The organism is Paraburkholderia sp. MM5496-R1 (assembly GCF_050436205.1).
GTDB classification, from domain to species: domain Bacteria; phylum Pseudomonadota; class Gammaproteobacteria; order Burkholderiales; family Burkholderiaceae; genus Paraburkholderia; species Paraburkholderia tuberum.
Genome location: NZ_JBNDLT010000002.1, coordinates 227,987 through 249,434, shown reverse-complemented (window position 1 = coordinate 249,434; position 21,448 = coordinate 227,987). Strand labels below are relative to the sequence as shown.

13 protein-coding genes and 3 pseudogenes are annotated in these 21,448 nt (G+C 59.9%); 6 read left to right on the top strand and 10 right to left on the bottom strand.

The annotated features are described in order from the left end of the window. Window positions 1–182 precede the first annotated feature (182 nt). The 5 genes and pseudogenes from OKW38_RS07875 to OKW38_RS07855 all read right to left on the bottom strand — a co-directional run. Window positions 183–413 (bottom strand): annotated as a pseudogene (locus OKW38_RS07875) (PAAR domain-containing protein); the annotation flags it as partial. 110 nt (window positions 414–523) lie between these two features. Beyond that, window positions 524–934 (bottom strand): hypothetical protein, encoded by a 411-nt coding sequence (locus OKW38_RS07870; RefSeq protein ID WP_429360899.1) that lies wholly within the window; start codon window positions 932–934, stop codon window positions 524–526. Between the two features lie 12 nt (window positions 935–946). Further along, the gene (locus OKW38_RS07865) at window positions 947–3,280 is read right to left on the bottom strand and encodes a hypothetical protein (RefSeq protein WP_260320952.1); all 2,334 of its coding nucleotides are present in this window, start codon (window positions 3,278–3,280) and stop codon (window positions 947–949) included. Between the two features lie 76 nt (window positions 3,281–3,356). Next, on the bottom strand, window positions 3,357–5,729 hold the full coding sequence (locus OKW38_RS07860; protein WP_429360897.1) for a DUF2345 domain-containing protein: 2,373 nt from the start codon (window positions 5,727–5,729) through the stop codon (window positions 3,357–3,359). Between the two features lie 213 nt (window positions 5,730–5,942). Further along, complete coding sequence (locus OKW38_RS07855; protein WP_429360896.1) at window positions 5,943–6,194, bottom strand: hypothetical protein; 252 nt, start codon at window positions 6,192–6,194, stop codon at window positions 5,943–5,945. A 139-nt stretch (window positions 6,195–6,333) separates the two neighbouring features. Between OKW38_RS07855 and OKW38_RS07850 the strand changes: the two genes are divergently transcribed. The 4 genes from OKW38_RS07850 to OKW38_RS07835 are packed head-to-tail and all read left to right on the top strand — an operon-like array spanning window position 6,334 to window position 12,998. Beyond that, on the top strand, window positions 6,334–7,794 hold the full coding sequence (locus tag OKW38_RS07850) for a DUF3375 domain-containing protein (protein WP_429360895.1): 1,461 nt from the start codon (window positions 6,334–6,336) through the stop codon (window positions 7,792–7,794). 2 nt (window positions 7,795–7,796) lie between these two features. Further along, window positions 7,797–8,453 (top strand): DUF4194 domain-containing protein, encoded by a 657-nt coding sequence (locus tag OKW38_RS07845; protein WP_090800540.1) that lies wholly within the window; start codon window positions 7,797–7,799, stop codon window positions 8,451–8,453. Continuing rightward, on the top strand, window positions 8,446–11,817 hold the full coding sequence (locus tag OKW38_RS07840; RefSeq protein WP_429360893.1) for an ATP-binding protein: 3,372 nt from the start codon (window positions 8,446–8,448) through the stop codon (window positions 11,815–11,817). Before OKW38_RS07845 ends, OKW38_RS07840 begins: the two co-directional genes overlap by 8 nt. Continuing rightward, the gene (locus tag OKW38_RS07835) at window positions 11,814–12,998 is read left to right on the top strand and encodes a Wadjet anti-phage system protein JetD domain-containing protein (RefSeq protein ID WP_090800543.1); all 1,185 of its coding nucleotides are present in this window, start codon (window positions 11,814–11,816) and stop codon (window positions 12,996–12,998) included. The genes OKW38_RS07840 and OKW38_RS07835 overlap by 4 nt, the downstream gene beginning before the upstream one ends. A 92-nt stretch (window positions 12,999–13,090) precedes the next feature. Here the strand turns inward: OKW38_RS07835 and OKW38_RS07830 are convergent, their stop codons facing one another. Next, window positions 13,091–14,557 (bottom strand): DEAD/DEAH box helicase, encoded by a 1,467-nt coding sequence (locus OKW38_RS07830; RefSeq protein WP_429363693.1) that lies wholly within the window; start codon window positions 14,555–14,557, stop codon window positions 13,091–13,093. Window positions 14,558–14,571: 14 nt separating this feature from the next. Continuing rightward, on the bottom strand, window positions 14,572–15,561 hold the full coding sequence (locus OKW38_RS07825; protein ID WP_429360891.1) for an SNF2-related protein: 990 nt from the start codon (window positions 15,559–15,561) through the stop codon (window positions 14,572–14,574). A gap of 418 nt (window positions 15,562–15,979) precedes the next feature. Between OKW38_RS07825 and OKW38_RS07820 the strand changes: the two genes are divergently transcribed. Together OKW38_RS07820 and OKW38_RS07815 are read left to right on the top strand one after the other, a co-directional pair. Further along, window positions 15,980–16,222 carry a DUF1778 domain-containing protein gene (locus tag OKW38_RS07820; RefSeq protein WP_429334760.1) on the top strand — a complete coding sequence of 81 codons (243 nt, stop codon included), beginning with the start codon at window positions 15,980–15,982 and terminating at the stop codon, window positions 16,220–16,222. A 25-nt stretch (window positions 16,223–16,247) separates the two neighbouring features. Further along, entirely contained in the window at window positions 16,248–16,730 is a 483-nt protein-coding gene (locus tag OKW38_RS07815; protein ID WP_429360890.1) for a GNAT family N-acetyltransferase, read from the top strand. Window positions 16,731–18,108: 1,378 nt separating this feature from the next. Here OKW38_RS07815 and OKW38_RS07810 read toward each other — a convergent pair. The 3 genes and pseudogenes from OKW38_RS07810 to OKW38_RS07800 all read right to left on the bottom strand — a co-directional run. Next, window positions 18,109–19,194 (bottom strand): annotated as a pseudogene (locus OKW38_RS07810) (IS5 family transposase). A gap of 197 nt (window positions 19,195–19,391) precedes the next feature. Beyond that, window positions 19,392–21,131: a P-loop NTPase fold protein gene (locus tag OKW38_RS07805; RefSeq protein WP_429360888.1), complete on the bottom strand. Its 1,740-nt coding sequence runs from the start codon at window positions 21,129–21,131 to the stop codon at window positions 19,392–19,394. After that, window positions 21,128–21,433: pseudogene (locus OKW38_RS07800) on the bottom strand (integrase core domain-containing protein); the annotation flags it as partial. The gene OKW38_RS07805 and the pseudogene OKW38_RS07800, both read right to left, overlap by 4 nt. Between the last annotated feature and the right edge of the window lie 15 nt (window positions 21,434–21,448).

Genomic DNA, 21,448 nt, shown 5'->3' with positions numbered 1-21,448 from the left:
AATCTGTCGCTTCGATAGCCCTACGCGCGCCCTCTTCAACGTCGTTGAAAGCAGTATCTGAATATATATGGGGAAAGTTGCGTGAATGCAACAGGACAGGCCGGAGAGGCCTGCCCGGCAGGGGTTTCACCCATGGCCGGCAATCCGGGCAGAAAAGAGGCCGGTGGTGAGCCGGTGCGCCAGAGCAGACGGCAGCCGCACGCGCAGCGGTAATGATGGAAGGCAACCTTCTTGCCGTCGCGATCGGGAAATTTGGCGTAGCCCTCGTCAATCGTGGTTGGCCCGTGCTGCTCGCAGATCGCCTCGTCGCCCTTGCGGGCGAGCGGGCGGCCCATCACTTCGAACCACGGTGAGCCGCCTGTGACTTCGCCGCCATGTTCGAGCTTGTCACCTTTACGGATAGGAGACTTCATAGTCTGCACCCAAGCTAGTTAATTATTTTTCACAATACGCGTTGCAACCCGCCGTCTAAACATCGGATCGAAGGATCTAATTTTCATCGTAACCGACTCAATCATTTAAGTTATTGCTTACACGTACCCTTTATTATTCCAAGATTATCTAGACGCTGTCGCGCAAAATTAAGAGTCAATTCACTCCCGACCCACCCTATGAGATTGTTGGCTTTATTTTCAACACCCCCCTCCATGCGAGACGCCTCACTCAAATAATTCGTCGCAAGAGCAGAGCAGGCCGCTCCATTTTTAGATTTTATATCCGAAATCAAAATATCTATTTTCTTATTTATATCTGCAACGCCCTCGTCATAACACTGCTGAATAATCATCCCGCAACCCGCCTGGCAATTCAAGCGATCATGCTTCGTGCGATTCATACAAATCTGATAGGCATCGGCATCTAACGCCTTCGAAAACGCTGCTGTAGATCCCACTACAACCAATGCAAGCAGAAGAATACGAAAAATCGCTTTCATGCGTATAACTCCTTAACTTGGACGAGACAAATCGACAAAAACCGTGGCTTGCCGCGGTGTCGCGACGTTAATTTTTGCGGCAGCAGGTATCCAATCGGTAAAAATATTTTGTGTATACCAAGTAAAGGCAAATCTTTCGAAATAGCCAAAAGGCCCACCGTTTACGAGCTTATTCACTTTATCGATAGTTGCCCCCGAAATCCCCAAATCGGCTACACGGCTAATATTTCGAGTCCCGTCATGGTGCTTCCAGATCCAAAAAAAGCCACCACTATCACACGCTGCGAACGAATCAGCTCCAACAACATCTGGGTCGTACCGCGGCGCCCAGAGCTTCGGCACTCCGACGACAACTATCTGCCCATGCACCTTCTTAGTGGGATCCTCCCAGTAATGGAGAGACGCTGGCGTAATTCTTGGATCGATGTATGACCCGGGATTATTTGGCTTAGCCGAAAATTTCCCGTATGCCTCATATCCGTTGGCCCACGTCAATTGCATGATTCCTCGACCATAGAACGCACCGTAATATTGAGCCATCGGAATATGCGGATTGGCAGCACCTCGCCCATATTCAATAAACGTCTTCCACCGATCGGTTTCAATAAATGTCTGAGCCAAAAAAATAGCCAATCGCTCTGGAGACAAATTAAGTGAATACTTTCTAATCGTCTTGTTGAGGTCCGATAGATGCGAAGAGACGCGCTCTGCCACCTGATCCGACGACAATGTATTTGCCAATGGCTGACGAAGTGCGCCAACCGAGCTGAACCACGCATGCGCCGGCATCAATTGCTTTGATTCCTGCACTCCAATCCACCCGCACTTTCTAAAGTGGCGAATAAATGCCAGAGGATGGAAAAACCATAGCTCCTGCCCGGCGAGCGGAGTCTTGTCCAGAAACTGGAACTTGCTCAGGAAGTCCGTGAACTTGGTGTACCCATCGGGGTTGGTATCCTTCTGCTTGCCAAAAAAGCCATCCGGGTCGTTCAGGTCCTTGTAGCGCTCCTCGTTGTTGGACGCATCCCACTCGCTGCGCGCCTTGAACACCATCCCCCGGAGCTTTTCGTCCACGCCATCGGTGTTCTGCACATAGCTGGCAAGCAGCAGGTTGACCTCATTGTTGTTGTTTGGATCAGCTTCGAGCGGCTGTGCTGATGGCAGCGAATCCTGAATGCCAGTCAACCCGCAAAGCGTCGCGTAATCACATCGTCCAGCGTCGTTGAACGGCGTGTTGTCGCCATCGACCTTTTGCCAACCCGTAAAGAACGGGAAATCCGCGTCGGACAACTTCCTGATCGCGTCCGGCGCGATGTTGACATAGCCCAGCGTACCGTTCTCGTCAAACGGCACCGCGATCCAGGTAGCAGGGGGTATTACGGTCGAGCCCTGCTGCGAAAGAATACGTCCAAACCGCAGCATCTCATAACCATCGCTCGGACACGCCGGATAGAGGGCCATCGCGCGCTCATACAAGTCGTATTCGTACTGTTTCTGGGCGTTGTCGTAGGGGTCTGCGACAGGGCCGGGCGTGAGCAGCGTCACCTTGCCACTACCACCCTTATCGATCCACGCACGCGTATAGCGTCGCCCCTTGTTGAACCAGGCTTCGACATAGAGTGTGTCGTGTTCGTCAAGCGGCCCCCCCGGCAGTTTGGGAAACCACTTCTCATCCATGCCTGCCGGCTGGGGAGGGAACTCCTGAGGGCCGGAAATGATGAAATAACTGTGCCCCCAATAGTCGCCCGTGGTCGGCTGGGCCGGATTTTTTACCCCGATCTGTACCTTGTCGAACCAGTCCGTGAAATCAGTGTCGGCCATGAAGATTTCGAAGTGCAGATGCGCCACACCCTGATGCTGGCCGACGTAGCCAAGCAAGTCCTTGCGATACACCTTCTTCGTGCCGCCCGCCTGGACCACCCCATCCTTGCCCCCTGCCGTATCGAGCAGCCATTTGGGCAGCGCATTCGCCGAGCCGGTCTCTGGCGGATCGTTAGGCTGGGGGACGATGTCCTCCTGGCTGGTCATGTCCAGCAGATGCATGTAGAGCGAGTAATACGTGATCGTGCGTCCGTCGCCCGTGTCGGTCTTGTGTCGCAGCAGGACGAAGCCGGCGTTCGAATTCGGCACCGGCAGGCCGGTTTTCGGATCCACCGTGCCATCCGAGATGCGATTCTTGCAGACCCGGTACGCAACAACATCCCCATCGGCGATCGCGCGCACCGGCTCTGCCTGGCCCGCGCCCTGCGTACCCGGATTCAGATGGATGCCGCAATGAAAACGCCGGTCAAAGGTGACCGGCCAGACCCCGTGATGGCCGATCTCGAACGGGTCGACGAGGTCCATCATGGGGTCCGGTTTCGACTCGTCGCTGGCCGTCAGGCCCGACGCGGGAAGGAAGGGAGGGCTGATGATCATGGCTTCAGTGGGACGACGAATACGGATCGGAAATCTTCAGGCTGCTTTTCGGCAGGGAAGGCAGCTTGGCCGGCACGTTGTCGGGTCCGACGAACGTGAACGAGCCGGCCTTGATGGTGTATGCGCCGGGGCAGTGGAACGTGATGTTGCCGCCCTCCAAGACAACCGAAGCCCCACCGCAGTTGAGCGAGATCTTCGACTTCGCCGACACCTGCACGTCCGCACTTTCGCTGGCGACACGCAACTGCTTCTGCGCGAACAGATCCATGCCGTCAGTGAGCGCCGCCGCCGTAAACTTCCCCTTCGCCGCGGTGAGGCTGAGACCAAGCTTGTGCGCGCACAAGGAAATCAGCTCACCCGCCACCATGCGCAGTCGCTTCACGATGCTGACGTCCAGGTCCTGGCCCGCCGTGACGATCACGTTCTGGCCCGCCGAGTGCTGCGCCGATTTCGGCGTCACGAACGCCATGCCGCCGGGGGCGCTGGCGAGCAGCCCCGCGTCGCGCAACTGGTTCAGCCCATCGAGGAGCGCCGACTGCACGGCGCGGTCGGCCGGATCAGCCCCGGCCTGCGTGGTCGCGGTTGCCAGATCCGTCACGCGCTGCAGCGCGGCCTTGAGCTGCGCGACGGCGGTGGGCATGTCGAGGTGCTGCGTATCCGCCCCGGCCGGTGCATCCGCCGAGAGGAACAGGCCCTTCGCCGCGCGCATCGTGCCCCACGATTTCGTGGTCGCCTCGAACCCTTCCCCGCGAGGGAGCTTCTTGCTGTCGAGCAGATAGCCCTGGTTGAACGCGGTCTGGCTGTACACGGTCGCAATGCGTGCGCTTTCCTTGCCCTGCAGATCGTTAAAAACGACCTCGGCTCCCAGCAGCGGCGAGCGCCAGGTGGCATAACTGAACAGTGCATCGGTGCCCCGCACCGGATCCTGGTGCGAAAAATCGTGCAGCGCGCCGCTGATGTGCATGCGGTCCACGTCCCGGTTTTCGCCGTCGAGCAGCACCTCGGTCCCCGGCAGCAGGGGGGAGTGGAAGCCGCCCTGGTACGAGGACGATGGACGCAGCAGGCGCAGCTTCAGCACCTTGTTGTCGGTATTGCCCGAGCCCTGCAGGAACTTCGGCAGAACGGCGTAACGCCCGTGGTCGTCCATGTCGCCGTATGGCGCGGAGTCCGATGTTGTGACCACGCCCACAACGGGGCCTGCCAGAAAACGCCAGTCCCGCTGGTAGTCGAACCGGGGCCGGTAGGCCAGATGGGCAGGCATCGCCTTGAAGCGCGTAAAGGCCGGCTTCATGCGGCTGCCCTTCATCCTGAACGACGTGACCACGAAGCCGTATTCGGCGCTCGCGAGCTTCGTGTTGGTGAGCTTGATCACGACGCCCGCGGCGATGCCTTTCGCATCGCTCTCCCCGGCAAGCGTGACCTGACGCGCGATCTGCTCGTCGCGCCGGGTCTGCGCGAACGCCTCGCCCTGCGCCGGCGTCAGATGGCCTTCCGCGCTGCGGCTGATCTGGCCGAACACCGAACGGTCATCGGCCTCATCCGAGACGCTCGCCGTGGCCCGCAGCGGATCCTCCGGGGTGCGGTAGTTGCGCTCCCACAGTTCGATGGTCGCCGGCACCAGCGTGCGCTGCGCGTGCACCGCCTGCGCCGCCTCATGCCAGTTGCTGCTCAGGCCCGAGGCGGACAGCAGCGGCACGTCGATCGAGCGGATATAGGCACGCGGATTGTTGGCGAATACGATGGTGTCGAGCTTGCCGTCCTCGCCGCGTCCCTGCTTGTAGAACCAGAAAACACCGAGGCGGCGGCAGTGGCGGGTGATGAAGTTCCATAAGGACTCCTCGTACATCACCACTTCTTCCATCTTCTCCTGCAGCCCTTCGATCTGGAACTCGACATCGAAGGCTTCGAAGTTCTTCCGGTCGACCAGCGCCTGCGTGAGCATCTCCTGAAATGTCACGTCCTTGTAGACGTCGCTCCTGATGATGCGTTTGCAGTAGGCGACAAAGCGCGGCTCGATGAGCAGCCGGTAGGCGGCCTCGTCGCGGCTCGTGCGGATGCGCTTCCAGCGTGTCACGACCCCGTTGAGGGTGGCCGCCGCGTGATCGACCGGTTCGGTCCAGCTCGCCGAAGGCACCGCGGCGCGCTCGTCGACCTGCAGGCCCGCACGCCACCCCACGTAATCCTTGCCGTCAATATCGAGTTGCGGCGACGTAACCGTGATCTCGACCCTGTAGTCCTTGCAGAATCCGCCGCTCACCTTGAAGTCCAGCACGTCGAGATCGTGCTTCTTCCTGCCGATCCACAGCGTGAGGTGCTGGGTCAGCCGCGCGCTCGGGTGGCGCAGTGCGTCCGCAAAGCTCTTCGTCACAGCAGTCATACGCCATCCCTGTCCGGTTGAAGGGAACGATACGAAATCGGTGCATTCGCAGCGATTGGTGGCCGAATTTAGGGGCGGCAACACAAAGCGTCAATCGTGTTGACGGGCGGGTGTCTGAAATTTTCAACGGCTCTATCAAATAGCGATAAATCGCGACTCCGGCCATTTTTCGAGATGGCAATACGTGATAAGGGCACCGAACCGGTTGGTGCGTTAGGGGGAAATCGACGGCGCGGATGGGGACGCGGGCACGGTGATGGCGGCGATTGCCCCCTTGCCCTTAATGAAACCGCGCCTGCTCACGAGAAGCTGAAGCTCGTTGAACTCGTCCCCGTTCATGAGAGGCGGATAATAGCCCTTGGGCAGAAAGGTCTGTCCGTCCGCCGTGACCGTCTTGTCGCCCATCAGTGCGCTGGACCCGATAATCCGCTGCACTCGCGTCGCCGGATATTTTTCGCTGATCACTACACCGCCAGAAACACCGTGAGACTCATTCCAGAGCGGTGCCTTGCAAAATTGGGATGACAGTCGGAGTAGGATACTGGCCTTTTGAGCCAAAGATCGGCGATCTCCTCAGCAGTGCCGAACCCGTCATCTCGCACCGATGCCCCTCGACTACCCTACCCTCGATGCGCTGCGCACGCGCCATCCCGCTTGGCGCCTGTTACGCTCCGACCACGCGCCGCTCGCTGTCAGCTTCCTGCACCGCGTGTTCGTCGCGCCAAACGTGCGCGTGGTGGCGGCTCCGCTTCTTGCCGAAGCACTCGAAGATGAGCTTTACGCGTTGCGCGAACAACTCGGCGATGACGCCTTCCCGAAGCCGGCGCTCGAGTATCTGAACGACTGGGCCAGCCCTGAAAAGGGATGGTTGCGCAAGTACTATCGCCAAGGATCCGATGAACCACAGTTCGACCTGACACCCGCCACGGAGAAAGCGATCGCGTGGCTCGGCACGCTGACGGAACGCAGCTTTGTCGGCACGGAATCGAGGCTCTTGACACTTTTCGAGCTGCTGCGGCAGATGGGCGAAGGCAGCGAGGCGGACCCCGAAAGGCGTCTTGCCGAGCTCCACACGCGGCGCGGCCAGATCGACGAAGAAATCGCCCGCGTGGAGGCCGGTGACGTTCGGCTGCTCGACGATGCCGCGCTCAAGGACCGCTTTCAGCAATTCATGCAGATGGCGCGCGACCTGCTAACGGATTTCCGTGAAGTCGAACAAAACTTTCGGCTGCTGGACCGACATGTGCGCGAGCGAATCGCGCTCTGGGAAGGATCGAAGGGTGCGCTCATCGAGGAAATCATGGGCGAGCGCGACGCGATCGCCGATTCGGACCAGGGCAGCAGCTTCCGGGCGTTTTGGGACTTCCTGATGTCGAGCCGCCGTCAAGAGGAACTCTCGAAACGGCTCGAGCGCGTGCTGGCGCTGCCGGCGGTCATGGAAATGAGGCCCGACGCGCGCACGCGGCGCGTCCACTATGACTGGCTGGAAGCCGGCGAGCATACGCAGCGCACGGTAGCTCAGCTCTCGCAGCAGCTTCGACGCTTCCTCGACGATCAAGCGTGGCTCGAAAACCGCCGCATCATGGACATTCTGCGCGGTATCGAAACGAAAGCGCTTGCGCTGCGCGAAGCGCCCCCACCAGGCTCCGTCATGGAGATCGAGACCGCATCCACTGACATCGAGCTGCCGATGGAACGCCCGCTTTACGCGCCGGCGCTGCGCCCTCTCATTGCCAACGTCTCAATCGAAACCGGTGAGGCGAACCTCGATGCCTCGGCACTCTACGCGCAGATCGTCGTCGATCGCGCGCGCCTCGCAGGCCATATCCGCCGATGCCTGCAAGATCGGCCGCAAGTGACGCTTGCCGAACTGACCGCTTCGCAGCCTCTCGAGCATGGGCTCGCCGAGCTCGTCGCCTATTTGCAACTGAGCGCCGAAGCTGGATCATTTCGCGCGACCGTCGATGAGACCATTTCCGATACGATCGAGTGGCAGGCGAACGACGCCAACGGAACACCAATCATTAAGCGCACGACGATGCCGCGTGTGATTTTCACAAGGTAGAGATGACGGAAGAACAGCAAGCCTCGTCGCCTGGTCGAGGCGATTTGTCGACAGTTGCCATCGCGCTGCTCAAGGGCGTGGTTTATCGTGATGGAAACGAGCGCCTCTGGGCCGCACTGCTCGAATTGCAGACGCACGCGCGCGACTACGTCGCCGTGCTTGGCCTCGAGCTCGTCGTGGACGAGGCGGAAGGCTACGCCTTCGTAAAAAGCCGCGCCGCGCATGACGCTGAAGTCGATGGGGAACAGGCTAAGCTACCCCGGCTCGTTGCCCGGCGTCCACTCTCGTTCCCCGTGAGCCTGCTGCTCGCGCTGCTGCGAAAGAAGCTGGCGGAATGGGATGCTGGCGGCGGCGACACGCGGCTCGTCCTTGCGCGCGAGGACATCGTCGAGCTCGTACGCGTATTCCTTCCCGCGAGCACCAACGAGGCGCGCCTGGTCGATCAAATCGATACACACGTGAACAAGATCGTCGAGCTCGGCTTCCTACGCCGGATGAAGACCACGAGCGGACCGCCCACATTCGAGGTGCGGCGCATTCTCAAGGCGTTCGTCGATGCGCAATGGCTGCTCGATTTCGACGCGCGGCTCGCGAGCTATCGGGCGCACCACCTTCAAGATTCGACGGTTTCTGACCAACAGGAGAGTCGCGATGAATGAGCCGCGCACGCTCGGCCTCGATTTTGCCGTCGACGACGCCCTGACGGGCTTTCGCCTCGAGCGGCTCGAGGTTTTCAATTGGGGAACCTTCGACCAACGAGTCTGGGTGCTGCGGGTCGATGGCCGCAACGGCCTGCTGACAGGAGACATCGGCTCCGGCAAGTCGACGCTCGTCGACGCCATCACCACCCTCCTCGTGCCCGCGCAGCGCATCGCCTACAACAAGGCGGCAGGCGCGGACAGCAAGGAACGTACGTTACGCTCGTATGTGCTTGGCTACTACAAGTCGGAGCGCAACGAGGTCACGGGGACGGCCAGGCCCGTGAGCCTGCGCGACCATAACAGCTATTCGGTGGTTTTGGGCGTGTTTCGTAACGCCGGGTACGATGCCACAGTCACACTCGCGCAGGTGTTCTGGATGAAAGACGCACAGGCTCAACCCGCGCGATTCTTCGTCTGTGCCGAACGCGACCTCTCGATCGCCGCTGACTTCTCGCGCTTCGGCACCGACATCGCACAGCTGCGCAAAAAGCTGCGCGGGCTGGGTGCCGAAATCGAGGACACATTTCCGAAATACAGCGCCTGGTTCCGGCGGCGCTTTGGAATCGAAAACGAGCAAGCGCTCGAGCTCTTCCATCAAACGGTATCGATGAAATCGGTGGGCAATCTCACCGACTTCGTACGCAGCCACATGCTTGAGCCATTCGACGTTGCACCGCGCGTCGACGCACTGATCACTCACTTCGACGATCTGAATCGCGCGCACGAGGCGGTACTGAAAGCCAAGCGCCAGGTGGAACTGCTGACACCGCTCGTCGACGACTGCGATCGCCACAGCGAGCAAGGACACATTCTCGAAGGCTGGCGAGCGTGCCGTGAAGCACTGAAACCCTACTTCGCCGGGCTCAAGCTCGGCCTCATCGAGCGCCGCCTCCAATTGCTCGACGAGGATCACGCGCGTGCAATATCACGCAAGGCGCGGCACGAAGAAGCGCGCGACCAGGCGCGCCAGCGCGTGGACGATTTGCGCCGCGCCGTGGCCGAACAAGGCGGCGATCGCATCGCGCAGCTCGAGGTCGAAATCCGCCAGCACGAGCGAGAAAGCGCGCGTCGCCGCGAACGCGCGCAACGCTATGCCGCCATCGTTACGCTGCTCGGCGAAACCGAGGCCACGGATGAGGCCGCATTCGCTTCCCAACGCCAACGTCTGGCCGAGCGGCGCAGCTCGCTCGTCGACGACGAAGCGCAAGAGCAAAATGCGATTACCGAATGGAGCGTGGCCTTTCGCGAAGGGAAAGCGCAGCGTGATCTGCTAGAGGACGAAATCGCGAGCCTGAAAGCTCGACGTAACAACATCCCGAAGGAACAAGTCGCGATGCGGGCGAGCCTATGCTCGGCGCTCAGTCTGGAGGAAGACGCCCTGCCGTTCGCCGGCGAACTCATTCAGGTGCAAGAGGATGCGCGCGATTGGGAGGGCGCCGCCGAGCGCGTCCTGCACAACTTCGGCCTGTCGCTGCTCGTGCCCGACGAGCACTATGCGAACGTCGCGGCGTGGGTCGATCGCACTCATCTCCGGGGGCGGCTCGTCTACTTTCGCGTGCGCTCTGAACGCGCCGCGCGCGCAGCCGAGGCCATCGAGCTACACCGCCACTCGCTCGCGTACAAGCTCGCGATCAAGCCCGATTCGCTGTTCTATGGCTGGCTCGAGCGCGAAATCGGCCGCCGGTTCGACTATGCATGCTGCGATACGCAGGAGCAGTTTCGGCGCGAGATGCGCGCGATCACGCGTGCGGGCCAGGCGAAAGCGCTTGGCGAGCGCCACGAAAAAGACGACCGCCGCGCGCTTGACGATCGCAGCCGCTACGTGCTGGGTTGGAGCAACACGGCCAAAATTGCCGCCCTCGAAGCCCAACGGCGAGCGCTCGAGGTTCGGCTTGGCGAGATCGGACAGAAGCTTGGAGAAGCTCAAAGCGAGCACGCGAAGGTGCGCGAGCAGCTCGAAGCGCTTGCGCGCATCGGCGAGTTCGTCGACTTCCGCGACATCGACTGGGGAAGCTGCGCGACCGCGATCGCACGTCTGGCAGACGAAAAAGCCCGCCTCGAAGCGGCAAGCGACGCCCTCGCGGAGCTAACGGCCCAATTGGACTCGGCGCAAGCGTCGTTGACAGAGAGTGAAGCGGCGATCTCGGAAACCGACTCGGAACTGGGCGGTATCCTGGCCAGGCGGGAGGCAGCGCAAACGTTGCGCGACGAGACGCACGCGCTCGTTGCGCAAGTGAATGCCGAACTTGCCGAGCGAATCGAGGCGCTGCGAGCGGAGATTCTCGGCGAACACCAGCTTTCCGTCGAGTCATGCGACAACCGCGAGCGGGACGTGCGAGAGACGTTGACAACCCGTATCGACAACGAAACGAAGTCGCTCGGCCGCCTTGCCGAAAAAATCGTCAAGGCCATGGCGGCCTTCAAGGATGCCTACAAGCTCGAAACGGCCGACTTCGATGCGAGCCTCGACGCGACCTCAGAGTACCGTGACATGCTCGCGCGGCTGCAAGCGGACGATCTGCCGCGCTTCGAAGCGCGTTTCAAAGAGCTGCTCAACGTCAATACGATCAACGAGATCGCCAACTTCCACGGCCAGCTCGCCCGCGAACGGCAAACGATCAAGGAACGTATCGAACGCATCAACGAATCGTTGCGACAAATCGACTACAACGCGGGCCGATACATCGTCCTCGAGAGTCAGTCCAGCCCCGACGCGGAGATCCGCGAATTCCAGAGCGACCTGCGTGCTTGCACCGAGGGCGAACTCACCGGCTCGGACGATAGCCAATACTCGGAGACCAAGTTCCTGCAAGTCAAACGGATCATTGACCGCTTCCGCGGCCGCGAAGGGTTGACCGAGCAGGACCGGCGCTGGCGCGCCAAAGTGACCGACGTGCGCAACTGGTTTCTGTTCGCCGCCAGCGAGCGTTGGCGTGAGGACGACAGCGAATACGAGCACTATTCGGACTCGGGCGGTAAATCGGGCGGCCAGAAGGAAAAGCTCGCCTATACGATCCTTGCCGCGAGTCTCGCCTATCAGTTCGGCCTCGAATGGGGCGCCGTGCGTTCTCGATCGTTCCGCTTCGTCGTCATCGACGAGGCGTTTGGACGAGGCTCCGACGAATCGGCGCAATACGGTCTCACATTGTTTCAAAAACTGAACCTGCAACTGCTGATCGTCACGCCGCTGCAGAAGATTCACATCATCGAGCCGTTCGTTTCGAGCGTCGGATTCGTTCAGAACGAGGGCGGACGCGCCTCGAAGCTGCGCAACCTGTCGATCGAGGAGTACCGCGCGCGCAAGGCGGAGTTCGAGCAATGAATTGGACCACGACCGCCGAACTGCGCGTTCGCCTCCAGCGCCTATGGGAGCGTGGCGAATGGCTGCGGAGCCTCGTAGACGGCACCGAGGGGCTGTTCCCACTACGTCTAACGATAAAAGGCCCGAGCTCGTCCGAATTGGCCGAACGCTTCGACGCGGTACGCGCATGGATCGCGGAGATTGCCGCGACACCGCGCGTACGCATCGAATGGCGAGAAATCAATCATCGCATTCTCGGCCTGCAGCGTTTGCCACAAGCAGCTTGGGTGGACAGTCTGGACGATGCGCTCGCGGTCGCCGGCAAGCGCCGCGACGCAGCGCAGTTCGAGCGGCTGCTCGAAATCACACGCTCGCGCCAGCCGAAGCTCACCACGTGGCTTGCGCAGCGCCCGTTGCAAGCACTCGAATTCGCAGGCGATTGGGAACGACTGCTGGCAGTCGTCGATTGGCTGCAAGCACATCCGCAGCCGGGCGTATATCTTCGCCAGGCCGAAATCGCCAACGTCGACACGAAATTCATCGAGGCGCGGCGCGGCGTCCTCGCCCAATGGCTCGATCTCGTGCTGCCGTCGGAGTCAATCGACAGCAGCCGGACAGCCGCCGCCCAATTCGCTGCTCGCTACGGGTTCCGCGAGAAGCCGCCTCGGATTCGATTTCGCGCGCTCGATGACAGGCTCGCCGTTCTGCCCGGCATGGGCCGGCCCGACATCGCACTCGACGCTGACAGCTTCGCGCGCCTCACACTGCCATGCCGCCACGTGTTCATTACGGAAAACGAGATAAATTTTTTGGCGTTTCCCGACGTTCCGCAGTCGATCGTGCTCTTCGGGGCGGGCTACGGTTGGGAAGCTCTCGAGCCGGCGCGATGGCTCACGGACTGTGCGCTCCACTACTGGGGCGACATCGACACGCACGGCTTCGCCATTCTCGATCAATTGCGCAGCCGGTTCCCGCATGTTGGATCGTTCTTGATGGACCGCGCGACGCTGGTGGCGCATGAAGCGTTCTGGGGAGAAGAAGGCGATCAGGTCACGCGCGATCTGCCGCGGCTCACGGCCAAAGAGCGGGAACTCTTCGATGACCTCCGCGACAACCGGATTCGCCATGGATTGCGGCTCGAGCAGGAGCGCGTGGGATTCGGGTGGGTCAGGGCGGCGCTCGAAGAGCGGGCTTGCGCTTAGAACTTCCCCATCTCACCGCCAGGTACAACTCGAATACGACTCGAAGCAGGCCGCCTCGAAGATGCCTGCCCCAACTCCCACGTTCAGCGACTTTAGTTTGCGCTGCCGTTGCGCAGCAGAGCATCCGAGATCGTCGACAGCACCTCAGCCAGTCGTCTTGCCGTCTCGGGAGATGGCAGCGGCAACCTGAGACTTCGCGCGCCCGTCACGGCATCGCGCTCGACCCACGGGTGTGCGGCAACCGCGCCATCGCCCGGCTCATTCAACGCCGACACCAGCGCCGCGCCGAACTGCAGCAACCCTGACCACGGTTCGAAGGACGCGCCTCGTTGCGCTGTATCGATGGTCGAAGCTTGAGGCCGCTCGCCGGTACCGGCGAGGTCGGTTTCCACGACGCTCGCGTCACGCGCCGCGTCGCCGGACACGACTGCGCCGCTCGCGGCTTCCTCCGCCGCGGCCATGACCTCGCTCTCTCCCATCCGCCCCGCGACGTTTTCGACATCCTTCATGAAGCGGGTCAGGCGCGAACCACCGAGCAGAATTTCGCTGGCGCCGCCATCGAGGATGCCTTCCGCCAGCGAGCGCTTGAAAGCCAGCACCGACAGCATGCCCTCCTCGATCGTTCCCTTCGCGATGTAATTGACGACTTGTACCGGCTTTTTCTGGCCCAACCGATAGATGCGCGCGATGCGCTGTTCCAGCACCGCCGGGTTCCACGGCAGATCCATGTTCACGAGCGTCGACGCGTGCTGGAGGTTGAGCCCCGTGCTACCTGCGTCCGTCGACAGAAATACCCGACAGTCCGAATCGTCCCGAAAGCGCTGCACCAGCGCGGGCCGATTTTCCGACGGCACGCCGCCATGGAAGCTGACGTAGCCGATGCCGAGCTTCTTGAGCCGGCGAATGACTATCTCATGCGTGCGCGTCCATTGACTGAACACCACGACTTTCTCGTCCGGCTGCGTGAAAAGCGACTCGAACAACGTCGCCAGCTCGTCGGCCTTCACGCCATGATCGGTTTCCTGGTCCAGCAGATAGGTGCTGTTGCACGACATGCGCATGTTCTGCAAAGCACAGGTGAGGCGCCGCTGGTCCTGATCCGACAGAAACCTGGTGTTACGCCAGCGCCGGACGATTTTGGCCACGATGTCCGCGTTTTCCGTGTGATACGCCATCTGCAGCTCGGTCATGGGCACCAGCAGATTCTGGTCGGTGCGCCCGGGCAACTGCAGCAGCACCTCGGACTTGCGACGCCGTATCATGATCGGTGCCAGGGTCTGGCTGATCTTCTCGAGGCCCGTGTATCCCGTCACGCGTCCCGCCTCGTCCTTGACCTGATGTTCGTGCAGCAGCTTCCACGTGGGCCCAAGACGGTGCTGGTCGACGAATTGAACGATGGAAACGAGTTCCTCCAGCTTGTTTTCGAGAGGCGTTCCCGTCAGCACAACGGCATAGGGGCTGTCGATTCGCTTGAGAGCCTTCGCCGCAATGGTGTTCCAGTTCTTGATGCGCTGCGCCTCGTCGACGATGACCAGCTCCGGCGCCCACGCGGAAATCATGTCAAGGTCCGATTTCAGCTTCTCATAGTTGGTGATCTTGTAGAGATCCTGGGCCGCATATTCGCCCCGCCTCTGGGCAAGGCCGCCGCGACTACCCTCGAAGCGTGGCCGGAGAACCGCGTGATCTCGCTCTGCCACTGATACTTGAGCGAAGTCGGGCAAATCACCAGCACTTTCGACACGCCAAAATGCCGGATCAGGATTTCCGCCGCCGCGACGGCCTGCACCGTCTTGCCGAGGCCCATTTCGTCGCCGATCAAGGCGCGCCCGGCACGCACGGCGAACAATGCGCCTTCGGCCTGGTACGGATAGAGCGGCACCTTGAGCAGCCTCTTCAGCGAGGGCGTCGCCCCTCCTTGCGGAAACTGCCCGTCGAGCATCCTGGCACGGCGCGCCGCATCGTTTCGGCCAGCGATGAAGTCGAGCGCGTCGTCATGGGCGCGCAATTCGTGCCCGGCCTTCGCCACCCTGGAGAGAAAGCGCCCGAGATCTTCGAAACGGTCCTCCGGCAGATGCCATCGCCGAGACTCGTCGAACAAAGCGGCGGCCGCTTTGGCTACCTTTGCCGGACAATCCGCGCCGGCGCGAAAATGGACCGCTCGCCCTCCCTCGTTTCGCAAATACAGCTCCGAGAATGCGGGCTGATAACCACGGGCGAAGGCCGCCTTTGCGCCTCGCTTGCGCAGCAGTCGCGACAAGGTAAATTCAATGTGCTTGCAGGTGCCGAGTTCGTTGGTGGCGTAATCGGGACAGTCGCAAAAGTTGTCGCCCGGGCAGGCCCCACGAATCGACACGCGATAGCTGAAGTTCGACTCCGGATTGCCGACGCGGAATTCGGAGAAATACGTCTCCGTCCCGAGATTCTCCAGCGAGAACGCTTGCTCTTGCCCGAATTGCCGACGCAAGGCGCGCTGCCAGTCGGCGGGCGACATGTGATCGGGGGCGTGGATGCGGGAAAGCTTCGAGGATCGACGTGACTTGGTGGAAGAGTGTTTGCTAGTCATGACTTGCCGTGATATTTGCGCGACCGACCCGCTCAAACAATGCGAAGTTCAGCGGGCCTCGGATTGCCTCCCACGCGGGCAGATCCAGTCAATCCGCCAACGGCTGAATCCGCCCCTCGGATCGAGTCCGTAAGGCGTCCTTGATTGCCTACCGGCTCGGTAAAAAGGGGACACACAGTATATCCCGGGCCTCGTCCTCCATCGCCCGCAGATTCGACACACAAGGTGGCACTCAGCACTGGCACTACCACATTCTCGGGCAATAGTTTCGGCACGTAGCTCTACCCGTCGATCCAGGCACTTCTCGATCCCGTCGCCAGGCTGAAACTTGACGGATTCTGCCACGGCGCGTATTGACATCAGATACACATTGCCCTGCCATACGTATATCTATCGTATATACAGTATGGAGTGCATCATGCGCGACGCACCTATTAATCTTCGCGCCTTGCCAGAGCAACGTGATCTGATCGATTACGCAGCGAGCCTGCTTGGCAAAAACCGCTCTGACTTTATGTTGGAGGCCGCTTGGGAGCGCGCGCAGGCCGTCGTCCTGGATCGCACTTTCTTTGGGCTTGATTCGGAAAAATTTAAGCAGTTCACCGAATTGCTAGACGCGCCGAAAGTCGCAAACGCGGGTCTTGCAGTCTTATGGACGTGAAAACCCCTTGGAATGAAAACAGCGAATGAATCGGAAGCTTTCTGCTCCGCAGCCGCTGCTGGCCGAGCACGACGTTGCCAGCTTTTCCTGCGGAAGGCTGGAGCTTGACGACTGGCTGAAGCGGCGCGCCCTGATTAACCACAACAGTGGGACAAGCCGTGTATTTGTAACGACCGATGATACCGGCCGCGTCTACGGCTACTATGCCCTCGCGGCTGGAGCCGTTGCCCATGTCGATGCAACCGGCAACGTTCGTCGAAATATGCGGGATCCAATTCCGGTGGTTGTGCTTGGCCGGCTAGCGCGAGACGTAAATACAAAAGGCATCCAATTCGGCGCTGCCCTTTTGAAGGACGCCCTCAATCGCGCTAGCTCGATCGCAAAAGATCTTGGCGTACGTGCGATGCTTGTGCATGCGATTGACGCACACGCAGCGGCTTTCTATGAGTCGTACGGGCTCACACCGTCTCCGATTCATACCCTCACACTCATGCTCCGACTGGCATGACGAGCGCGCAGAAAAGCCGCAGGGTGCGGCTTTTCTTCACCTGGCCAACTTTCCGCCACTACAGAATTGTCCAAAATTTACGTCGGTACACGTGCCGTGGACAGCTGAAATTGCTGTCCGTGTACGAGCTTGCGCACTACCGAAACCCGGCTTCATGAAGCCCTGGCATGTCGTTCCGAAGCTGACGAATGACGCTCAGAAAGGCTGGCCGAGGTTTTAAGTCTGAAGCGGAGCACGTATAACCCTCCCAAGGACTAGCTCAACCCCGGCAACGTTGCACTCTGATAGACAATCCGAACACGCCTCGTAAGCCATTGATTTAATTGAGATATTTTTACCATCACTCCCACTCGATCGTCAATCGGTGACGGGGACCCTTGTGTATACCGGCTTCTCCGGCCGGTCGGGAGTGACGATACCGTCAGCCATACCGAAAAATCCAGTCGGCAGTTTTCAGCTCTGGACAGACCGCAACAGAGAATCCACGCGCGCTTTCGTTCAAACATCGCGAACACAGGGCATCCGAATGCCGACTTCTTCAGGAATACCGTCTTCGATACCGTCAGGCACTTTCCAGCGCGATCCTGGCAAAGCTTGAAGAAGCCATGATCCCAACTGCGGCCATGTTACCGACCGGAAACGATGCAAACCGTGCTGCAACGCCGGCGAGCGCAGCGCAGCGGCCGCTCGACCGGAAGATGCTGCGCAACCACGACTGGCAAGTGTCTCAATCTTCAGCAGGCGCGATCAAACTCATTCAAGGGCAATTGTGCGTATCGCGAAACCCCGCATCGGGGAGCCCGCGCGATTCTCAGAGCCGATCAGGACACGCTAGCACGCGTCGGGCTGAGTCGGAGTTCGCCTCCATGGCGGGCCGTCGTCCCGGCGCGCTCCACGTCGGCTTTCAAGGTACAACGGCCATTCGTCTACTCGCACAGGGAGACTGGAGTTCGGCCTGAGCCGTCATTCGAGCATCGGTGCCGGTCAGGCGGGTATGGGGCGCTTTCCTGTCATTCACAGGTCGGTGGTCGCGAATGACTCGTCCCACGGAAAGCGAACGAGTACTTGCGACCCTGTCCGGCCGTTGGAGCTGGCGCGACCTGAACGACAGCTTCCTGAGGTCCAGCGGTCATTCGTGTACGCGTACTGCCCGCCAAGTTATCAGCCAAAGTGGATATCCACGGCCCATCAAGTCCTGTGGTCACCGAATGGCCGCCTGCCTAGCAGGTTGCGGAAATACACCCCTCCGAAAGCAACGTCGCTCGCTCCGCGCGGCTACCGCTGCGCAATTTCTGCATTGCGAAATCTCAACGTGAATTCCGCTTCTTTTCCGACGGCTTGAGGCCTGTTTTCGCCTCATTCCCCGCGATTGCCGCCACTACGGGCGGACCTGTCCTAGCGAACGCATGCGCACGAGGTTGTAGGCGGCCATGTTCAACACGAACATCTGGTCGACTTTCTTCAACCCGCGCACCATCACCTGGCGCATGCGCCCCACAATCTTCGCCCACCCAAAGCCTTATTCGATCAGCTTGCGCTTTTGCTGCGATATCGCGTAGCCGACGCTGCGCGCAATCGCATCGGGCACCGCCGAACGGCGACCGGAGGCGTTTTGCGCTACGTGCGGCGTGACCTTCATCTGCTGGCAAGCTTCGATGAATTCATGTGCGTCATAACCCTTGTCCGCACCCAGCGTGATTTGCGCCGCCGCATCGCTCGATGCTTGCCGCGCATCGTTGATCATGACCTTAGCCGCTTCACGTTCGGCATGGCCGTCAGCGCAACTCACACGGGCGTTGACCACCAGCCCATGGCGGTTGTCCGTCAGCGTGTGGCCCATGTAACGTAGTTCGCTGGCCGTCTTGCCCTTGCGGTAAAGTCGTGCATCGGGATCGGTCTTCGACTCGTGCGTTTCGTTGCTCCGCTTGCTACCCTTGAAGCCGCCTTCCCCGCTGCTGTCGTCATCGTCCTTGCGCACAAAACTCTTGTGCCCCGCCCAAGCCTGGATCAGCGTGCCGTCCACGCTGAAGTGCTCGCCCGACAACCAGTTCTTCTTCTGCGCGATGGACAGTACTTCGTTGAAGAATTCGACCACCGCATCGTGCCGGATCAAACGCTCGCGGTTCTTCGTGAATACCGTCGGCACCCAGACCGAATCGTCCATCGACAGACCGATAAACCACCGAAAGAGCAGGTTGTATTGCGTTTGCTCCATGAGCTGACGTTCGGACCGGACGCTGTATAGCACCTGCAGCAGCATCGCTCGCAGCAGCTTCTCCGGCGCGATGCTCGGTCGGCCTCCCTTGATGTCGGCCTCGTACATCCCGGCAAACACCCGATCCATCTTCGCCAGCGCCGCGTTCGCCATCACGCGAATCGAGCGCAGCGGATGCGAGCTCGGAACGAAATCGTCCAGCTTGCGCACGGAAAACAAACTCTCGGTGAACGTGTCGGCGCCGCGCATAATCTCCTGGGGACGGGTGAGCTTCTTACATCAACGCCTTTGCTATCCGTCGCGATGACTTCAGTGCGAGGTATTTCCGCAACCTGCTAGGACAGTGGGCGACCCACTCGCGAATCGCTGAAATGAAACCGGATAACGCCCCTGGGGCGCGCCACGAAACCGATCCGGTGAATTAAGCTTGCCGCAGAAGACAAGCGCTAGGCGCGACCCTGACCAAGAGGCGCTGCCGCCTCTGCGGAAGCAGCAGCAATCGAAATCGCAGATGGATCGACTTCCGATCCCAGATTTGCTTCTTTGAACAGATGTTTGATTAGCGTTCCAAGTCGACCAGAATCGGGGGCCGACACGATGTTGCGGCACGCCTCTGTGAATCGGTCGGTGGCGGAGCCAAAGTGCGGATCGTATGTCTGCCTCTGAATTCGCATCTCCAACAAATGGCGCATGAAAAAGCGAAGGTCGTCGATGCCCAGGCTTCGAATCGTTGACTCGAATTCGGCCGCAGTGGCCGTCTTCATCACAATCTCTTGTCGCGGCCCCCAGCCGCTGTGCTCCACAATGTACTTGGAAGTGTCGAATAGCGTCGCCTTCGCCTGAGCTCCCGCCTTGATAGCTGCAAACTCGGCACTGATTTCAGGGTGAAGCGGCCGGCCGAAGGGATTCTCGTCGTTGACGTCATCGTGTTGTTGCGTCCGGAACTCGCTGAGCCAACCTTGAACTATCGCCCTCCCTACGTCCTTACCAGCTGGTAAGGAAGATAGGGCCGAGCAAAGGTCTGTGGCAATGTAGGGATCGAGATGCTTCGAAACGGGCACCAACTCTTTGGCTTGCTCGACTAACTCAGCCTCGCTGACGCGGTGGTCCCAAACCAAACGTTTTATAAAGTCGCGCGACTTCTCTCGGGCTTGCATTGCGTCGGTTTCGGCCGCGTATCGCTCGACGATCTTTGACACCTCGCCGGCGTCGAACTGACCCGACTCTAGAAAGTCAACCACGAGGACTTCGAACTCGTCACAAGTAATGATGTCAAGCTCTTTCAAAAGCAATCGCCATTTCGCCCTGCCCTTGTCGTCCTCGTCGGCTTCGTTTTTTTTGTCCGCCAGAAACCCTTCCCAATCGGACTCGGATCCCGCCGCCAATACGAACTGGAAGTCCGGACCATCCTCGATACCCTTGAAACTGATCGCCGCCAACAAGACGATCGACGGAACGACGCGCGCAAGCACCACGTCCTGAAGCTGGCGGCTGCCAAGGATGCGATTCACTGCACGGATCACCTTGCAGATGACGCGAATGTTGTTCACGCCACAAACCCCTACTGCTTTCTTGATCCATTCCGAGTAGTTTGAAGGCGTCAGCTTTATGGCGATGCCGAAGGCTTCCTCAGGTGTGGTGAGAAGCCGGATTTCCTGATCGATCACCTTATCTCGAAGCGTGTCCCAGACCTCACGCTCCGCAAGCTGGTCATCGTTAAGAACCAGAAGGAACCGCGCGTCGTGCTGTTGGGTGAACTCGTCAATGAAGCCCAATACCTCGTCAATGCTGAGCCTCTCGTGTTTGCGCTCGATGTCGTCGAGGACGATCAGCCTGCCATTTAACAAGCCCGGGACTGCCAGCAAGGCCACTTCATCAAGCGCGGCAAAGCCTTTGTGCACAGCTTCGAGGACCTTCTTTGCCGCCTTCAAGGCTGTGCGAACGCTTTCCATTGCAGCCGAGTTCTCTTCTGCCTTTGGAATCGCACTTTGCACTGCTTTGAGCTTGAGTTGATTCATGTCACCTATGCCGAACAGAGAAACATAGATTGCTCCTTTCACTGCAGGTAACTGATCTCGGGTATCTTTCTTGACGTCTCGCCACAGATGGCTCTTACCGGTCCCCCATTTGCCTGACAACGCGATGACTTTGTTGTCGGCATCGCCGAGCAACTGTGTAGTGGTCAAGTTATTTCGGACAGGCTAATAGGTTCTTTCACTGTCGGTTTCGCCTCGTAGGCAACGGGCGACAGATAGCCCAAAGTCGAATGCAGGCGTACGGCGTTGTAGAAGCCGACGATGTACTGATTGATGTCGCGCCGTGCTTCATCGTGGTTGGCGTAGTGACGTTGCCACACGCGCTCCATCTTCAGGTTCAGGAAGAAGCGCTCCATCACCGAATTGTCCCAACAATTTCCCTTGCGGCTCATGCTGCAAACCACGTGGTGTTGCTTCAACAAGGCCTGATATTCATCGCTCGCGTACTGGGCGGATTCAACCGGTCG